Source organism: Levilactobacillus yonginensis, from assembly GCF_964065165.1.
GTDB lineage: Bacteria > Bacillota > Bacilli > Lactobacillales > Lactobacillaceae > Levilactobacillus > Levilactobacillus yonginensis_A.
This window is the reverse complement of record NZ_OZ061549.1, coordinates 2452208-2470865: the sequence shown is the minus strand read 5'-3', so window position 1 is coordinate 2470865 and position 18658 is coordinate 2452208. Positions and strand designations below refer to the sequence as shown.

At 48.6% G+C, this 18658-nt stretch carries 16 protein-coding genes; 4 read left to right on the top strand and 12 right to left on the bottom strand.

Features of this window, described 5'->3' with window-relative positions:
• Positions 1-131 precede the first annotated feature (131 nt).
• Positions 132-1757, bottom strand: coding sequence for a peptide ABC transporter substrate-binding protein (locus AB3Y94_RS11465; RefSeq protein WP_367296329.1), 1626 nt, complete (start codon positions 1755-1757; stop codon positions 132-134).
• Between the two features lie 294 nt (positions 1758-2051).
• Here AB3Y94_RS11465 and AB3Y94_RS11460 point away from each other — a divergent pair.
• Positions 2052-3430 (top strand): IS3 family transposase gene (locus tag AB3Y94_RS11460; protein WP_147657317.1). Its coding sequence is split into 2 segments (ribosomal slippage): positions 2052-2541 and positions 2541-3430, totalling 1380 coding nucleotides; the frame shifts between segments, so codons are not numbered across the junction.
• 203 nt (positions 3431-3633) lie between these two features.
• On the opposite strand, the gene AB3Y94_RS11455 is transcribed toward AB3Y94_RS11460, so the two are convergent.
• A complete protein-coding gene (locus AB3Y94_RS11455) occupies positions 3634-5262 on the bottom strand; it encodes a peptide ABC transporter substrate-binding protein (RefSeq protein ID WP_367296328.1) in 1629 nt (542 codons plus the stop codon).
• Positions 5263-5443: 181 nt separating this feature from the next.
• On the opposite strand from AB3Y94_RS11455, the gene hflX reads away from it, so the two are divergent.
• Positions 5444-6721, top strand: a complete 1278-nt coding sequence (gene hflX, locus AB3Y94_RS11450; protein WP_367296327.1) for a GTPase HflX — start codon at positions 5444-5446, stop codon at positions 6719-6721.
• A 76-nt stretch (positions 6722-6797) separates the two neighbouring features.
• On the opposite strand, the gene AB3Y94_RS11445 is transcribed toward hflX, so the two are convergent.
• The 10 genes from AB3Y94_RS11445 to AB3Y94_RS11400 form a co-directional block, all read right to left on the bottom strand.
• Positions 6798-6998: a hypothetical protein gene (locus AB3Y94_RS11445; RefSeq protein WP_367296326.1), complete on the bottom strand. Its 201-nt coding sequence runs from the start codon at positions 6996-6998 to the stop codon at positions 6798-6800.
• 295 nt (positions 6999-7293) lie between these two features.
• Positions 7294-7947 carry an amino acid ABC transporter permease gene (locus AB3Y94_RS11440; RefSeq protein WP_367296525.1) on the bottom strand — a complete coding sequence of 218 codons (654 nt, stop codon included), beginning with the start codon at positions 7945-7947 and terminating at the stop codon, positions 7294-7296.
• Positions 7948-7966: 19 nt separating this feature from the next.
• The gene (locus AB3Y94_RS11435) at positions 7967-8605 is read right to left on the bottom strand and encodes an amino acid ABC transporter permease (RefSeq protein ID WP_367296325.1); all 639 of its coding nucleotides are present in this window, start codon (positions 8603-8605) and stop codon (positions 7967-7969) included.
• Positions 8602-9438 carry a transporter substrate-binding domain-containing protein gene (locus AB3Y94_RS11430; protein WP_367296324.1) on the bottom strand — a complete coding sequence of 279 codons (837 nt, stop codon included), beginning with the start codon at positions 9436-9438 and terminating at the stop codon, positions 8602-8604. The genes AB3Y94_RS11435 and AB3Y94_RS11430 overlap by 4 nt, the downstream gene beginning before the upstream one ends.
• Before the next feature lie 19 nt (positions 9439-9457).
• Positions 9458-10198: an amino acid ABC transporter ATP-binding protein gene (locus AB3Y94_RS11425; RefSeq protein ID WP_125683163.1), complete on the bottom strand. Its 741-nt coding sequence runs from the start codon at positions 10196-10198 to the stop codon at positions 9458-9460.
• Between the two features lie 717 nt (positions 10199-10915).
• A complete protein-coding gene (locus AB3Y94_RS11420; RefSeq protein WP_367296323.1) occupies positions 10916-11848 on the bottom strand; it encodes a DUF6681 family protein in 933 nt (310 codons plus the stop codon).
• A gap of 20 nt (positions 11849-11868) precedes the next feature.
• The gene (locus tag AB3Y94_RS11415; RefSeq protein WP_367296322.1) at positions 11869-12396 is read right to left on the bottom strand and encodes a hypothetical protein; all 528 of its coding nucleotides are present in this window, start codon (positions 12394-12396) and stop codon (positions 11869-11871) included.
• Between the two features lie 77 nt (positions 12397-12473).
• On the bottom strand, positions 12474-12932 hold the full coding sequence (locus AB3Y94_RS11410) for a Fur family transcriptional regulator (RefSeq protein WP_367296321.1): 459 nt from the start codon (positions 12930-12932) through the stop codon (positions 12474-12476).
• A 509-nt stretch (positions 12933-13441) separates the two neighbouring features.
• Complete coding sequence (locus AB3Y94_RS11405; RefSeq protein ID WP_367296320.1) at positions 13442-14017, bottom strand: guanylate kinase; 576 nt, start codon at positions 14015-14017, stop codon at positions 13442-13444.
• Positions 14007-14435, bottom strand: coding sequence for a bis(5'-nucleosyl)-tetraphosphatase (locus tag AB3Y94_RS11400; RefSeq protein ID WP_367296319.1), 429 nt, complete (start codon positions 14433-14435; stop codon positions 14007-14009). Before AB3Y94_RS11400 ends, AB3Y94_RS11405 begins: the two co-directional genes overlap by 11 nt.
• Positions 14436-14769: 334 nt before the next feature.
• Between AB3Y94_RS11400 and AB3Y94_RS11395 the strand changes: the two genes are divergently transcribed.
• Positions 14770-16167 carry an APC family permease gene (locus AB3Y94_RS11395; RefSeq protein ID WP_367296318.1) on the top strand — a complete coding sequence of 466 codons (1398 nt, stop codon included), beginning with the start codon at positions 14770-14772 and terminating at the stop codon, positions 16165-16167.
• Positions 16168-16204: 37 nt separating this feature from the next.
• On the top strand, positions 16205-18637 hold the full coding sequence (locus AB3Y94_RS11390; RefSeq protein WP_367296317.1) for a Xaa-Pro dipeptidyl-peptidase: 2433 nt from the start codon (positions 16205-16207) through the stop codon (positions 18635-18637).
• Positions 18638-18658: the final 21 nt, after the last annotated feature.

Below are 18658 nucleotides of genomic sequence, written 5' to 3'. Positions count from 1 at the left end.
CTCATAATTTAGTTGCAATTGGGACCCAAATCAGGGCAGCTCAGCCACTGATCAAAGTTAATCAATCAGATGACCGCTGAATGACCCTGTAAGGTAATGACTAATGGTCCCGTCATACTTACACTAATCAGTTACTTAGCGATGTAAGCACGGCTGTAATCCCAGTTAGCGCCAACCGGGAAGTAGACGACACCCTTGACCTTAGACTTCATCAATTGTGGCATCCCCGTTTGGTAAACTGGAATGATTCCTTGATCCTTCAGCATAACCTTCTGTGCGTCGACCAGGTTCTGCCACCGGGCACTAGGCTTGTTAGCATTGGTCGTCGTTGCTTCATCAATCAGCTTATCGTAAGCTTTGGAAGACCATCTCCCGTTGTTGTACGTGTTCCCGGTTGTGAATAGGGACAGGTCGGTGATTGGGTCTGGGAAGTCGGCACTCCACCCACTGACAACGGCTTCAAATTGACCATTTTGTGAGCGAGATAACCGTGTCTTGTAAGGAATGTTAGAGTTGGTAACCTTGAAGTTATCCAATTTAGCCCACTGACTTTGAATGTACTCAGTCGCACTCTTACCGGCTGGCGTATCGTCAGCTAACAAGGTAATCGAGTAGTTCTTCCGACCAGTTTCCTTTAAGGCTTGCTTCCAAAGGGTCTTCGCCTTGTCTAAGTTGTACGAGGTGGCTGACGGAACGGAGGCCGTCTTAGAGAAGTCCTTGCCGTTGCGGATAGCTAACCCAGAGGAAACGATCCCCGTGGCTGCCTTCGAGCCATCTTGCATAACTTTGTTGACGTATTGTTGCCGGTTGATGACCATGGATAAGGCTTGGCGGGCCTTCTTGTTCTTGAGCATGGTATCCTTCCGTTGGTTCAGTTCAACGTAAGTGATCCGTGAGCTGACCCGTGAATGGAAGTCCTTATCATTCTTGTAGTTCTTAGGTTGTTGGCCACTCAGGAAGATTGCGTCTAGCTTACCACTTTGGTACTGACTCAAAGCGGTTTGTGGGTCCTTCACAGCGCTGTACTTAACGTGTTGTAATTTGACGACCTTAGCATCCCAGTACTTCGGATTCTTGGTTAAAGTCCAGTCGTCAGAGGTCCCGGACCACTTGGTCAACTTGAACGGTCCGTTGTAGACGTTGTGCTTCGCATCCGTCGCAAACTTCTTGCCATACTTGTCGACGGCTTTCTTGTTAACCGGGTAGAAACATTGTTGCGCAACCAGCGTTGGGAAGTAACTAACTGGGTGTTCCAGTGTGACAACCAACTTGTAGTCGCCATCCTTCTTGACTCCTAAGGCTGAAGCTGGCTTCTTGTTCTTCATGATGGCGTTGGCGTTCTTGATATCTGCGTACAGGTAAGCGTACTGTGAACCCGTCTTCGGGGCAATCGTCCGCTGCCATGAGTAAACGAAGTCTTGCGCAGTGACCTTTTCGCCGTTACTCCATTGCGACTTCCGCAGGTTAAACGTGTAAGTTAACCCGTCCTTGGATTTGGAATAGCTCTTCGCTAGCCCAGGCAATGTCTTGCTGTTCTTGCCAAACCGTAACAGACCCTCACCTGTGTTGTTCAGCGTTTCACCAGAAATAATATCCGTCGCCTTGGCGTTATCCATGGAGGACAGTGATGACGTCTCCATGAGGTGTAAGGTTTGATCCTTAGCCTTACTACTGCTTGAGGAAGTACCGCACGCTGCGAGTAACACAGTCGCGAGCGACGCCACCGTTCCTAACTTAACAATTGACTTAACCTTCATACAATTCCGACCCCTCTATGTAGATACTTAGAAAACTAAGCGTTGAGGATATATTAAATGATAAAATGATTAGAATCAATAGCATATTTTAATACCAGTTGACTGAGATTGATATAAACCCCTTTATATCAACCCTTGGAAGCCGTATAAAATATTTAATTTTAATTAGAAACTCTAAGGATTTTCTAAGGTTTAGTCACTTTGATAACAAGAATCCGATAAAAAAGTCACGGGAAATAGTTTCCTGAAGTGAACCCCCGGTATTGGACCAAATCCAATACCGGGGGTTTTACTATGACAAAATACACTAAACTATTTAAATTTAAGGTTGTTCAAGACTATTTGACCACTTCGCTCGGACTTAAGTTAATCGCTCGTAAATACCAGATCAAAAGTTATACAACCGTTAATAAATGGATCAGACAATATCAACATTTCGGTACTGAAGGACTTGAAGTTAGAAGACCAGGAAAAGTTTATGATGGCTCCTTTAAGGTAAATGTTTTAAAATGGATGAAAACGAACCAGGCGTCCTTAACTGAAACTGCCCTTAACTTCGATATTTCTGCGCCGTCCACGATCTGGCAATGGCAACGTTCTTTCGAAAGAAATGGTGTTGATGCCTTGTATCGTGGTAAGGGGCAACCAAAGCTAATGCCAACGAATAAACAAAACAAGAAAGTTAAGAAGCAAAGTGAACTAGAACATTTACGCGAAGAGAACGAATTACTAAAGATTGAGAATGAATATCTAAAAAAATTGAAGGCCTTGGTTCGATCACAACAAGACGACGAGCACAAATCATCCAAGAATTAAGGTCGAGCTATAAGCTTGTCAAGATCCTCAAAGTAGTTGGAATGGCCAAAAGTACATACAGCTACGCTGTAAGTCACGTTGCCGTTGATAGCGACAAAGACGCGGGACTTAAACAAACAATTACTGATTTCAAGACTAAGGCTCCTGCGGCGGGTTATCGTCAGGTTACTGGGCAATTACGCGAAATGGGTATAGTCGTTAACCACAAGAAAGTATTACGCTTGATGCGAGAATTAAACCTACTGTCGACTGCCTTTAGTAAACAATCTCGAAAGTATAATTCTTATAAAGGAACGGTTGGCACTATTGCGAAAAACAGACTTAACCGCCGGTTCATGTCAGATCGTCCTTATCAAAAATTAACGACAGACATTACTGAAATTCGTTGGGGCAAGAAAACGATTGAAGAGCGTGCTTATTTTACGTGTATCTATGATTTGTTTTCTGGCGAAGTACTTAGCTATAATATTTCTTTAAATCCAACTGTGACATTCACGACAAAGGTTTTAGAGTCAGCAATCAATCGCATTCCCAAACAATTAGGTTATCGCACAACAATCCATTCAGACCAAGGATTCCAATATCAGAATATTCGTTGGGTTCAGATTTTGAAACGACGTCGAATTATTCAAAGTATGTCTCGAAAAGCAACCTGTTTAGATAACGCCGCAATGGAAAGCTTCTTTCATATAATGAAAGCAGAAGTGTACTATCAAAAAGAGCTCAATACGCTGGAAGAGTTAACCTCAGCAATATCGAGCTGGATTCAATATTATAATTTTTCTAGAATTAAAACAAAACTGGGTGGTAAGAGTCCGGTTAAATACCGAACTCTTACCACCCAGAAAGTTGCTTAAAGTTTCGTCCAATATTTGGGGTTCACTTCATCCCGTGACTTTTTTATCGGATTAACTTTTAGGCCAATCATGCTTAAGCTGACACTTTCGTCTCAGCAAAACCAACATGCGTAAAGTGACCCCCACATAGAACCAGCACCCCTATTCAACAACTCATCTGCTAAGCCTTCATCGATGTTAACCGAGAGAGCGGCAATCAATGACTACTTAGCAATGTAAGCCCGGCTGAAGTCCCAGTTAGCGCCAACTGGGAAGTAAACGACACCCTTCACACTAGACTTTACCAGCTGTGGCTTCCCATTCTGATAGAACGGAATGATGCCCTGATCGTTTAGCAGGACCTTCTGTGCCTTGATCAAATCTTGCCAACGTTGACCAGCCCGGTTGGCATCTGAACCAGTTGCTGCCTTAATCAGACGGTCATAAGACTTGTTAGACCACTTGCCTTCGTTGTAGGAGTTCCCCGTCGTGAAGAGCTGGAGGAACGTAATTGGGTCGGCGAAGTCGGCACCCCAAGCGGTGACAATAGAATCGAAGTCCCCACTGGCACACCGCGCTAGTACTGTCTTATATGGGACGTTAGCGTTGGTAATCTTCAGTCCAGGTAACTTGGCCCACTGACTTTGGACAAACTCAGTCGAGTTCTTCCCCGCTGCCGTATCATCTGCGGTCAAGGTCATGCTGTAACTCTTGCGGCCAGTTTCCTTCAAGGCCGCTTGCCACAATTGCTTAGCCTGCTTCAAGTTCTGACTGGTCCCAGCTGGCACCTTGGCTGACGCTGCAAAGTCCTTGCCCTTGTATGAAGCCAGACCATCGGTAACCAGACCAGTTGGGGCGACTGACCCATCGTCCATCACCTTATTGGTAAATTGCTGCCGATTGATGGCCAGTGAGAGTGCTTGACGGGCCTTCTTGTTTTTCATCATGGTATCTTTGCGTTGGTTAACTTCGATGTACGTCGCCCGGGCGCTAGTCCGTGAGACGTATTCCTTACTGTTCTTATAATTCTTAGGTTGTTGGCCACTCAGATAAATAGCGTCCAACTTGCCACTCTGGTACTGACTCAACGCTGTCTGCGGATCCTTAACCGCCTCAAATTTTACGTGGTGCAACTTCACCTGCTTGGCGTTCCAGTAAGACGCGTTCTTAGTTAACGTCCAGTTGTCAGAAGTCCCCGTCCAGTAGGTCAGCTTAAACGGCCCGTTATACACATTTTGTTGAGCATTGCCGGCGTACTGCTTGCCATACTTTTCAACCACTTTCTGGTCCTGGGGAAAGAATGTCGTCCCCGCAACCAGGTTAGGAAAGTAGCTGACTGGATGCGTCAAGTGAACGACGAATTGGTACTTCCCCACTGCCTTGACCCCCAGTGTGGACACTGCTTTTTTACTCTTCATAATGGCGTTTGCATTCTGCACGTCCGCAAAGAGATAGGCGTATTCAGAAGCCGTCTTAGGATTAACGGTCCGTTGCCAGGAATAGACAAAATCCCGAGCCGTCACTGGATCACCATTACTCCACTTAGATTTTCGAAGGTTAAACGTGTACGTCTTGCCATCTTTAGACTTGCTGTAGCTTTTGGCAACCCCGGGGTGCAAACTGCTCTTTTTGCCGACCCGTAATAGGCCCTCACCCGTGTTGTTCAGTGTCTCAGCAGACACGTTGTCGACGGCTTTAGAAATATCCATCGTTGGTAATGCTGAGTTCTCCATCCAGGTTAAGGTTTGATTCTTAGCCTGACTGCTACTGCTGGAGCTAGTTCCACACGCGGCTAATAATACCGTAGCAAATGTGGCCACTGCCCCTAGCTTGACAATCCTGGTAACCTTCATAAAAATTCCGACCCCTCTAAGTTTATAATCTGCCTTAAAAAGACAACGAGGATTATTCTAAATGATAAAACAATGAGAATCAATAGAAGATTTTAATTAAATGGTTTTACTAGCTAATATTTATTCAAATGATGATTGCCATGTTATACTCGACACATAACCTTTAAAGGAGGGTGATCTCTTGGAAGAAACCCCACGAACACCAGTCATTACGATTGGTTTAAATGCCGGTCAGGCAACGTTCGGCTACTCAATGACTGAACTTAAAAATTTGGTTGAAGCCAACAACATGACGGTTGCTGAGGAAGTTCAGCAGTCCCTACCAAAACCCAACCCAGGGACCTACTTCGGTACCGGGAAGGTCGAGGAGCTGGCAACCATCGTCGCTGATGATGGTGTTGACACGATTGTCGTCAATGACGAACTGACGCCCAGTCAGATTCGGAACCTAGAGGCTGGTACTAAGGCCCGTATCATGGACCGTACCGGCCTGATTCTCGAAATCTTTGCGAACCGGGCTCAGTCCCGCGAAGCCAAACTCCAAGTTCAGTTGGCCATGCTTCAATACCAACTGCCCCGCCTGCATACCAGCGCTTCGCAACGACTGGACCAACAGACTGGGAGCGGTGGCGGCGGTGGCTTCACCAACCGTGGTGCCGGTGAATCTCAAACTGAAATGAGTCGGCGGACCATTCAACGGTCCATCAACCACGTCAACCACGAGCTCAAAGAAATCAATCAAGCGGCTGCAACCCAACGCCAACAACGGGAACGTAATCAACTGCCTTCCGTGGCTTTGGTTGGGTATACCAACGCCGGCAAGTCCACGTTGATGAATGCCCTGGTTCGTGAATTTGGGAAAAGCGAAGAGAAACAAGTCTTCGTTAAGAACATGCTGTTTGCTACCTTGGATACCAGCGTTCGGCAGCTGACCTTCCCCGACCAAAAGAAACTATTGTTGAGTGACACGGTTGGTTTCGTTAGTCAGTTACCAACGCAACTGGTAAAGGCGTTCCGTTCAACGCTGGCCGAAGCAGCGAATGCTGATCTGCTGGTCCAAGTGGTAGACTACGCTGATCCAAATCGTGAAGCCATGATGGCCACGACGGAAAAGACCCTGATGGACATCGGTGTGACCGATGTACCCATGATCACGGTCTTCAACAAGGCTGACTTAACGGATGCCGAGTACCCTAGCCGCGTGGGCGACCAACTCGTCCTCTCCGCTCAGGACCCCGCCTCAGTCGACCTGTTAGTTCAGGCCATGAAGGAGAAGGTCTTCCACAACTACGTTACGGCCAACTTCTTAGTACCGTTCGCAGATGGCGACGTGGTGGCGTACTTGAACGACCACGCTAACGTTCTTAGTACGGACTACGAGGCTGAAGGAACAGCTTTACGCGTCGAACTACAATCGGCTGACTTCGACCGGTTTAAGCGCTACGTGGTTACTGAATAATCTAGCACATTAAAAATGGCTTCCCAATCACAGAAGATTGGGAAGCCATTTTCTTGTTCTATTATCGCCTTACCGGTCACAGCGGATAGGCTGGAACGGTGCCTCGCCACACAGTTTGTGCTCCGGAGACCAGGGATTCCGCTAGCTGTGGGGACGCTCCAGACTGAGAAACGGTCTTCCGACTCGATTTGGAGCCGCCAAGAACAGCGTCTCCAAAGTCGCCCGTGCTGTAAACTGGAAAACCACCAGTTAACACCACCTTCACTGCTAGCTCCATCCCTGGTCTCCTACGATAAAAAAGTGTACAGTTCAACTCAAATTAATCGCACATAGTCGGACAATTAGTTGGCTGAAGGTCACCGCTGCATAAGCCGCAGGGTTCCAGGGCAGGTGTCAGCGGTGAAAGTGGCGTTAGCTCGGTGGTTCTCCGAGCTTACACCACGGGACGAGCTTGGAGATTTGCGGGTTAGGCAAAGCTTCAAGTCGAGCCGGAGGACCGCTTCTCAGGCCGCAGGCGATCCCCACGGCTAACGCCTGCCCTGGAACCTGGAGGCGTAATCAAAGACTAAAAATTAAGCCTGACGTTTCTCTAAGTAACGGGCGAGAACGGACAGCAGGTAACAAACGATAAAGTACATTACCGCAATAGCCAAGAACATCGGAATGATGTAGTTGGTATTTTGCCCATAAATGATCTGTGAACGATACAACATTTCTGGCAACAGAATAATCGTTGCCAGCGACGTATCCTTCACCAATGAGATAAACTGGCTCACGATAGCGGGAATCATCTTGTTCAGCGCCTGTGGTAACACAATGTACCAGAGTCCCTGCCAGTAAGTCAGTCCGTTGGCCCGAGCTCCTTCCATCTGACCGGGATCAACAGCTTGAATCCCCGAACGTACAATTTCTGCTAACATGGTGGATTCAAAGATAGTCATCGCCAGGATGGCCGCTGGAATAATTTCCGGTTTGACCCCTAAATTGGGTAAACCAAAGTACGTGAAGAACAAAATTAAAATCAATGGTAAGTTCCGAATCACATCGATGATGACCCCAATGATGGCGGACACATATTTAATCTTAACGTAGCGAATAACTCCCAGAATGGAGCCAATGATAAAGCTACCAACGATGGAGACGATGGACACCAACAACGTGATTCCCAAGCCTCCGAACAGGTAACGCAGGTTATCTGGGGAGTAAGCGCCAATAAAGTTTTGCAGCATATTTATTCTCCTCCCCTTAAGCCAAACGCTTTTCTAGGTAGCGCATGTAGTAACTGATAGGCAACGTGATGATCAGGTAAAGCACCCCTACTGAGGCATACGCCGCAATAGTCTGCAAGGAATTAGATGCAATCACGTTCCCCTGATACATCAAATCAAAGCCTCCGACAAAGGCCAACGTTGAGGAGTTCTTGACCAGGTTCACAAATTGATTACCCAGTGGTGGAATCACATAGCGAAAGGCTTGCGGCAAAATGATGAACCGCATGGATTGCCAGAAGGATAACCCGTTGGCTCGAGCCCCTTCCATCTGACCAGGGTCGACAGACCCAATCCCGGCCCGAACCGTTTCGGCAATGAACGCAGACGTATAGAGCGTTAACCCAATCGTGCCGGCAGTGAACCCGTTCATTTTGATGACGTAGAGCGGGAACACCACGTAGAAGAACATCGTGATAACCAGTAAAGGTATGTTCCGGAAAACTTCGATGTAGATTCGCGCAATGGCGCGACCAAACTTGCTTGGAGATTCTTCCAGTAAAGCAAAGAACGTCCCGAGAATCAGACTGAAGACTAGCGCAATCACACTACACAACAGCGTTTGCCCTAGGCCATAGAGGAGTGTTCCTCCGTATGCTTGAAAGATATGAATCATTCTTTAGCCGCCTCCTCATAGTCGAAGCCCTTCACGTTGTGGAACCATTTGTGAAGAATCTTGTTGTATTCACCGCTAGCCCGAACCTGCTTCAACGCTTGGTTGACGGCCAGTCTGAACTGCGTTTGGTTCTTGTTAATGGCAATACCATAAGGTTCGGAGACGAATGAGCCTCGGGTAACTTCATAGCCCGGGTTCTGAATGGACATCCCATACAGGATCCCATTATCAGTCGTCAGCGCTTGACCTTGACCAGACTTCAACGCCGTCATTGCTTGAGCGTAGTCAGTCAATTGTAAGACTTTGGCGTTCGGCGCGACTTTGGCCACATTTTGCACGGAGTCAGATCCTACGACCCCTAATACGGTGGCCTTTTGCTCATTTAAATCTTTAACGTTCTTGATGCTACTGCCCTTCTTGACCAGTAATGATTGGCCCGCTAGGAAATATTGATCTGAGAAAGACACTTGCTTCCGCCGTTCTGGTGAAGGCGTCATGGTAGCCATAATGGCATCAATGTTACCGTTCTTCAGCATCGGAATCCGTGTCGAACTCGTTACTTGAATAAACTTTGCCTTGGCATTCTTCCCTAACATTTGCTTGGTCAACGCCTTGGCCAAATCAATTTCAAACCCTTTGATTTTGCCATCCTTCGTGTCTAGCAATCCAAACAACCGGGTATCTGCTTTGACCCCCCAGGTAACGGTCTTAGATTGTTGATCGGTCTTCAGCACGTTTTTGGACGCCAGTGACTGACTGCCACATGCCGTAACCATTACGGAGACCGCCACCAGGGTCAGCAAGAGGCCAAGATTTCGAATCAATCTTTTCATAGCTAAATTCCTCCCCTGATTAGTGTGTAATGATCTTGCTTAAGAATTGACGAGCTCGTTCGTTGGTTGGCTCACCGTCAAAGAAAGTCTCCTTGCTATCGTCTTCCAAAATCCGTCCGTCAGCCATAAAGATAACCCGGTTGGCTACTTCACGAGCAAAGCCCATTTCGTGGGTCACCACGAGGGACGTCATACTGGAATCTCGGGCAATGGTCTTCATAACGTTCAATACATCATCAATCATTTCTGGGTCCAACGCACTGGTTGGTTCATCGAACAAAAGACACTTAGGCTTCATCGCTAGTGACCGTGCAATGGCAATCCGTTGCTGCTGCCCCCCTGAAAGCTGAGATGGCATTTTCGGTGCCTGGTCTGCTAAACCAACTCGGTCGAGCATTTCCATTGCGACCTTTTTGTTTTCCGCTTCACCACGGTGTAAAACAATGCGTGGCGAAAGCATAATATTTTCGAGAATCGTTTTGTTCGCGTACAAATTAAAGTGTTGGAACACCATACCCACATTTTTTCGGATTCGATTAATATCCGTCTTGGGGTTGGCCAGGTCTTGTCCGTTAACGATCAGTTGCCCGTGACGAATCTGTTCCAGACCATTTACGGTCCGAATCAGCGTTGACTTCCCAGACCCTGAAGGTCCAATCAGAACAACGGTTTCACCGGCTTCAATCGTCAAATTAATGTTATGCAAGGCGTGAAAGCTGCCGTAGTACTTTTCCACGTTGTGAAATTCAATCATTGACATAAGTATTTCCCTCCACTAGTTAAAGTATCGCCGTCAGGCCCGTATACTAGCGCCCCGTACTGGTTTTGACCACCAGATATAATAGTGTCTAAAATTTAGTTTAAACCAAAAAAATTACTCGGTCAAAGTAAACAGCTTTAAGATGGCCACCCCCGCTAACGATTAAACCTACCAAAATTTAGCCCCACCACGGGTTTGGTTCATCCGAAAAAAATTGTGCGGTGACTGTCTGAACGAAACGTTTTCGACGATAATTCTCTTAAAGCAGATAGACTGGCCACACGCCGGAGGAGGACAGGGATTCCACCCGCTGTGGGGACGCTTCAGACTGGCAGAACACCAGTCTTCTCGCTCGATTTGAAGCCACGAAAACCACGTGTCTTCAAAGTCGCCCGTGCTGTAAGCTGGAAAATCACCAGCAAACACCACTTTCACAACCGGTTACATCCCTGCCCTCCTCCGGCTCTGACTGTGGTGAAACGTGATTGTCTCTGCCAAGAACTTGGTTGTGCCGTTCATGTCAATGCCGCAGTTAACAAACAGCTAGCAAAAAGCTGGGGGTCGCCATCCAGCTCATATCTGGCAGCCGGTAAAGCGAAAAGGCCCACTAGTATTGTTACAGTAAACCTAACCTTCGGATACGAACAAAAAAAGAACCCGTCCCCGCTTTCACGGTTACGTGCTCTAATCAGTCATATTTTAATTAATCAGCTAAACTTAATGATGGTACCGCGATGTCCGTGTCATAGGCTCATCGTCATTCGACGTAGCCGCTGACGGTTCATCATAACGTTGCCGCCGACTTGACACCGTGGTGTCACCAGTCGATGTGGTATCCTCGCTGTGCTTATAGGCCAATTGTACCGCCACTTGAAAATCGTTGGGTTGCTCGATCAGAGAGGTTCGTCCCAAGACCTTGAACGGCCCACCAACCAAGGTCGCGTTGGCTAGGTACAGTTCAAACTGGTCACGTACATCTTGGACATTTTGTAGTCCCACCGTGCTAACTGAACCAACCCGTTGCTTTTCAGCCTGGTTCATCCCAGCATAGACCACCAGTTGATTACCTTCAGATTGCATCTCAAAGTAAGGAATCATGGCACCGGGACCGGACGCATAAACGGGTTTGCCGTTCTTTTGCGTCTGTTCCATAATTTCACGTTCACCTAAACCAGAGTAATCCATGGCTAATAACTGATTCTGTTGCAAGCGCGTTGCCAACGTCTGGATATTTTGTGTTTCCACAGCAGAAGACTTTAACTTACCAGGTAAAATCTTCTTTTCGTCGAAGTAGCCGTTGGCCGGAATATTCCGCCCACCACGCATAGCGTGATGCTTGCTATCTTCCAACTCGGCCTCTTTGGGTTTGATATGCAAAAGCTTTTCAATCTTAGGCGAAATATCAAACGGCGCTTTTTTATCTGTGAAATAGTAGATGGTGTTCAAGTACTCAAAGTATAACAGGGCCAACGCAATCAACAGAATCAACAGTCCCCAGAACGGGTGACCATTTTGAAGGTAACGAATCCCGATATAGAACAGGTAGATATCCCCCAACATCCCCAAAATAACGTAGATGCGGTTCTTGATCTTTACGCTGACGTTGATGTAGCCCAAGTAATGGTTGACCATATCAAGAAAACTTAACATGAATGATTCGCCCTCCTCTCTTATTGACCTGCACTGGTTGTACCGTCGGTCGTATTAACCGCCGAATGACTGTACGTCTGTGCACTCTGCGTGTCGTCAGTCGTATCACCAGTCGTGCTGCCACTGTCGGTGGTGTCATCCGTCGTATCATTGGTGTTGTTATTGTTGTTAGTCGCCGTTGAACTAGAGTTTTTCTTCTTAGACGTCGTCCCAGTATTCCCCGTTGTTGTCGCGTGGGATGATTCCGTATCAGAAGTCGTGTCCGCAGAAGAACTTTGCGTGTCCGTGGATGAACTGTCTGATGATTCATCGCTACTGCTGTCCTTCTTAGAAGAATCAGAATCCTTCTTACTACTATCATCGCTATCTTTCTTCTTGGAATCACTGGATGATAAGCCACTAACTAATGACGAACTGGTGTTAGAAACCCGTGAGGCTCCTTCATTAGACTTGGTGACCGTGTTCGTCACCACGTTCGTTGCTCCAAGGGCCAGGGCCATCGAAACAATTGCAAATGGCGTGATAAATGGTGGTGTCCGGTACGCCATGTGTCATTCCTCCTTACGTCTTTACCTAATTAGACTTCATTGTCCCACAATTAAGCCAAAAATCTCTCAAAATTCTCTTAATTTTTGACTAAGTCTTGGTCACTCACACCGGCCGCTTTGCATTCGGCACACAGTCCATACAACTCAAAGCTGTGCCCCGTAATTTCAGCGCCAGGTAATTGATCCGTAAAAAAGTCCATCGGGCACATCTGTAACTCGATAACCTTCCCACAGTGCTGACAAATGAAGTGGTGATGATGTTGGTGATGGAAATCACACTGATACTTGACCCGCGCGCGTTCCTGTTCCGTGTTCTGTTCAACGATGCCGACTTCCTCAAATTCCTTGAGATTGCGGTACACCGTGTTATGACTCATCCCCGGAAATTCCGTCCGCATGTAAGCATCCACAGCCACCACATCCGTGTAGTGGCCCTGGTTGGTCAGCAAAAACTCTAAGAGTGCGTGCCGTTGCTTGGTCAGCTTCAATTTATTGTTCCGCAAAATGGTCACAGCGTCGGTTAAAGATTCTGCCATGATGGGCGGCCTCCTTCATTTATTGATTACTTGTTCTTTTACTGTGGGTGTGTCCGCCTTGCCGGGCGTCAAATATGGGCTGGAACGGTGCCGGCACAACTTTGAGCCTCACAAACAACGTGAGTCTCAAAGCTTGGCCTTGTTCTAAGCCGTAAACGGCTAAGAACAACGAGGCGCCTGAGCCCATATTTGACGCCCTCTCGGCTGAAACTAGCCACTCTTACATAATCAACTAGTTCCCACAATTACTTTACTCACCGGCAAACGGCAAAATATACCGCCACCGTTAGCCGTGAGGGCAAGGAAAATAGGCTCAGCCGTGGCACTACCTTAGCACGGTGTCTTTCCGTGGTTAGGTAGAACCGAGTTTTGAGACCGCTCTTTGGCTCAAAATCGTGTTCACAGCGTTCCAGCCTATTTTCCTTGCCCGGTAAGGCGTAAACCTAACACACCCAAGGTAACAATATTTTGCCGAATTCCCTGTTAGTTTAGCATACTTGGGATGAAACTCAACTATCAGCTGCCTCAGACCGCTGAAGCCCCGCCATCAGTTCATCGAGCTTTATCTGGGTCCGCGCCCAGTTGTCATTGTTCAGCTGAATAGCGTGGCCTCGCAGTGCCAGTGGCATGGTCAGATCCCGATGGTATTCCGGACTAGCTAGTCGTTGCGCCATCATAGTCTCATCATCTCCCCGCTTGGAGAGCCGGTGCGCCAACTTGGCCGAATCACTGACCGTCAGGAACAGGATCACCGCTTGTTCACCCAGCTGTTGCGCGTAGGTGATGGCGCCCTTGCCATCTAAAACGATGGCCGCGAACGGCGCCCGTTTAAACCCTGCCGTGATACCTTCCCGCGAGGATCCGTAATGGTAACCCGAATACACCACCGATTCCAGGTAGTGATTCTTGGGAAAACTCTCTTCCGTTTCAAAATAGTAGTCCGTTCCATTGACTTCGCCCTGACGCGGTGGCCGGGTGGTATGGGTAATAATCTTGGTAACTGGATAGTGACTGACCAAGTAATCTTGGACAGTCGTCTTACCGGTCCCAGTTGCACCGGTAATCACGATGACCTTATTCTCCATCCTGCGCGTCCCCCGTCAGATAGTCATTCGCCATTGATAACAGGCTCTTCAAGTTATCAAAAGTCAACTTATCATGGGCCGTGGCAAAGTCAAACCAGCCGTATTCACTAATTTCTTCTACCTGCCGCTTGATCTGAACATCAGCTGGAACCAGGGCCGTGTAGAGAACCACGTGCTTGTGATGGCCGTTCTTCATTTCATAGTCAAGGTCCGCGTGGAACTCCGGATTGATGGCGACCTCTAAACTAGTCTCTTCCCGAATCTCTCGAACGGCCGTTTCAATGTCACTCTCAGTGCCTTCGACATGGCCCTTGGGAAATCCCCAAAAGTTACTAGTGGCACTCTTTAATAATAAATATTGCGGTTGGTCGTTTTCCAAACGGTAGACCACTGCACCGCTGGCTCTTTCGGTAATCATGGCTAATTGCCTCCTCATTTCACTCATACTGGCTCTATTTTAGAACGAAAACGAAGCGCGTGGGGTAATTTTATCTGACTTTCGGCAAAAGTCTGCCCAACTCTCATTGACTTTTAATTTAAGTCTAGGGTACACTATCCGAGATATCACCGTTTTGACACGAGCGGGAGTCACCTAATAATATGGAAGAAAACGTTTTCTTTTTAATTAAATTCACTGGCCATTTGACCATTACCAAACCAATTCTGGCCATTATTTGCTATCATCTTACCCGGACCAATTCTCTCATTAGATAGATGACCCCATCGTGTTACCTACATAAGGAGGCTTTTTAATGGCTATTTCGCGAATTTTTCGGCGCGAACGCTTAGATAATTATTTAAAGAGTGACCAACACTTTGCCAAAACCATGTCAGCAAAGGATCTCATGTCACTCGGAATTGGGGCCGTCATCGGGACCGGGATTTTTATTCTCCCCGGCACGATTGCCGCCCAGTACAGTGGTCCCGGCATTGTTCTGTCATTTTTGCTGGCCGCTATCGTCTGTTCCACGGCAGCCATGTGCTACGCCGAGTTTGCCTCCGTTCTACCCGTTGCCGGTTCCGCCTATTCCTACGGGAACCTAGTCTTCGGCGAAATCATCGGCTGGATTCTCGGCTGGGCGCTGATCCTAGAATACGTCCTTGCCGTCGCGGCGGTCGCCAATTCCTTTGGTGCCTATTTTAATTCGTTTCTAGCCGGTTTCCATCTCAGCCTCCCCACGGCCGTCACCGGCCCCTACGACCCTGCACACGGGACATACGGAAACGTGGTTGCCATCTTAGTGGTACTCTTCATCAGCTGGCTGTTAAACCGCGGGATGCGTGAATCCATGCGGATCAATAACCTGATTGTTTTCGTTAAGATTGCCATCATCATTCTCTTCGTTATTGTCGGAATCTTCTATGTAAAGCCCAGCAACTGGCAACCCTTTGCCCCCTTCGGTACCAAAGGCATTCTACGGGGCGCCTCGACTGTCTTCTTTGCTTACCTCGGCTTTGACGTGGTTTCCGCCTCAGCTGCCGAAGTGAAGAACCCTAAGAAAAACATGCCAATTGGGATCATTGGGACCCTCATCGTGGCGTCTGTGCTCTACATGCTAGTCGCCGTGGTCCTCACCGGGATGGTCCACTACACCAAACTGAACGTGGCCGATCCAGTCGCATTTGCCCTGACCCTGGTTCATCAAAATTGGACTTCCGGCATCATCTCATTGGGGGCGCTCGCTGGGATGTTCACCATGATGGTCACGATGATCTACAGTTCTTCGCGTCTGATCTACTCGATTGGCCGAGACGGCTTGCTGCCCAAATTTCTCGGTAAGATCGACGACCAAACGGGGACGCCTAAGAACAGTCTGGCGGTCATCACCATCGTTATTGCCCTGCTGGGTGGCTTCGTACCCCTGGCCCAACTGACCAATCTGGTCAACATTGGTACTCTGGTGGCCTTTCTCTTCGTTTCCTTTGGGATCATTCGGTTGCGGCACCTGCCCAACCTACCCCAAAACTCCGGATTCAAAGTTCCTTGGTACCCCGTTCTACCAATCATTTCTGGCTTACTGTGTTTCGGCATGATGCTCCAATTACCCGCTGAGACCTGGATTGCCTCCACGATTTGGTTTGCTTTAGGACTCGTCATTTACTTCAGCTATGGTTTACGCCACAGTCGGCTCAATGACCAAGAAGATTAATAATTACTTTGCAAAATTGATAAGGTAGGCGAAATTTATGCGTAACCAACAATTTGCCATTCGGCCCACAGCACCCGCTCAGGCCCTCGACGAACTTCACACGATTCATTTTTTAGATGACACCAATCAGGCCCTCTCGACCCCTAGTCAACTTCTCAGGGACTTCTATGATCGTAGCTGGCCAGAATTTACCACCGACCAGCGGGTCACCCAACAGCTCCACAACCTAATGGCCACTCCCGACACGGACGGTGCTGACTTTTTAAGCCAGCACGACAACGTTCCCATCACCGTATTCTACAACTTAGCTCTGCAACGACTGGGATTTACCGTGGATGATGACTTTGACCTTGCTGACCCACTGACAGCTATGGCGAAAATCCAGCTGCCCGTCAGTGATCACCAGGCCGCTAATTTTACAGTGGCCGAACTGAAGCAAGCTTGGTACCTGCTTCTAACGACCCACACTAAAAATGGTCAGTCTTTCTTGGACCACCTGACGACTCACGGCTACTTTGCACCATTTCTACACGATGCTTCGGTCACTAAGCCACTGATTTTTAACGGTAAAGCGCAAGCTGTCTTCGACACGACGCAGCTCATTCGCGAAGTCGTATACGTTGAAAGCCCTCAGGACACGGATCATGACGGTCAACGAGACCTGCTAAAGGCCGAAATCTTGCGGCCGGCGGAAACTGCCACTGGTCTAAAAGTCCCTGTCCTCTACACGGCTAGTCCTTACAATCAAGGGACAAACGACGAGGCTGGTGACCAGATGATGCACGATGTCAACGTACCCCTGACACCGCAAGAACCCAACCATCTAACGCGTGAGGACGTGCTAGATGAACCAGCTGCGACCCCAATTCCCGCTCCCCGTCCCGTAACAGCCTCAACCGCCACGGCCACGGAGAGCTTTGCCCGGGAGAGTTCCTACACGTTAAACGACTACTTCTTAGCTCGCGGGTTCGCTGTGGTCTACGCTGCTGGAATTGGTACACTCGATTCTGACGGGGTCCGTACCACCGGAGACCCTGAAGAAACCACCTCCACCATTGCTATCATCGAATGGTTAGCGGGCAATCGAACCGCCTTTACCAGCAGAGAAGCCACCCAGGCGATCCCCGCATGGTGGAGCAATCACGCCATCGCCATGACCGGCCGTTCCTACCTGGGAACACTGGCCACGGCCGCCGCAACTACCGGAGTAGCCGGTCTGAAAACGGTCATCAGTGAAGCTGCCATTTCCAATTGGTACGACTATTACCGCGATGGTGGTTTGGTCGTTGCCCCCGGCGGTTTCCCTGGTGAGGATGCAGACGTCCTTGCCGAGGAAACATTCAGCCGTCAGTTGCAAGCCGGCGACTACCATCGCATTCAAGCCAAGTGGCAGGCTGACCTGGCTGCCATTACCAGTGGCCAAGACCGGACGACTGGCAGCTACAATCGCTTCTGGGACGCCCGCAACTACCTGAAGAACGCGAAGAATATCAAGGCTGATTTGTTACTGGTCCATGGCCTGAACGACTGGAACGTGAAACCCCGCAATGTGAACAACTTGTGGAACGCTGTTCGCGACTTGCCCGTTACCAAGAAACTGATTCTTCACCAGGGCCAACACATTTATATCAACGCCTTTCGCTCGATCGACTACACCGACATCGTCAACCTGTGGCTGACCCACGAGCTGCTGGACGTCGACAATCAGGCTGAAACATTGTTGCCAAACGTCATTATTCAAGACAACGTGCAACCCGAAACTTGGCACAGTTATGAAGACTGGGACGCGCCAACTAACCCCGTCACCACGTTGAACCTGCATCCAGAGGAATTGGTCGCCACGACCAACGCCCCCCTCAAGGCAGCGGTCAGCTTTAACGACCAATTGCCAGATGCACAGTATCAAACGTACACCCACGACGTTACCAGTTGGCAACGAGACCTGTTAAACGACGACTCCCCACTGAAGGGCCACCGGTTACGGTTCAAGTCGGCCGTCCTGACCAAGGATCAAGTCCTCGATGGAAAGCCAACCATCACCTTAGAGGTCGCCGTTAACCAACCCGTTGGTCTCCTGAGTTTTCAGCTGGTCGACTATGGCGAGGCTAAGCGGCTAGGCGTTTCACCCACCCCACTTCGCGTATCATTAGACGAAGGATTCCACTGGCGTGAAGATAGCCTGCGTGAATTTCAGACGACCGCCCCTACTCCCTGGAAGATGATTACCAAGGGCCACCGCAACCTACAAAATCGGACCAACGCCTACCAGATTGATGAGCTGAAACCGAACCAGTTCTATCGCTTACGGGTGACCCTGCAACCAACTCACTACCGGTTGTTAGCGGGTCACCAGTTAGGATTGGTCATCTACGCTACGGACTTTGGTATGACTGTGCGGGGAAACCAGGACCTGCAGTACTCCATCAACTTGGAACACGCAACGCTGGAATTACCCCATTTGGCTGAATAATCAGTTTTCGATCATGAATGG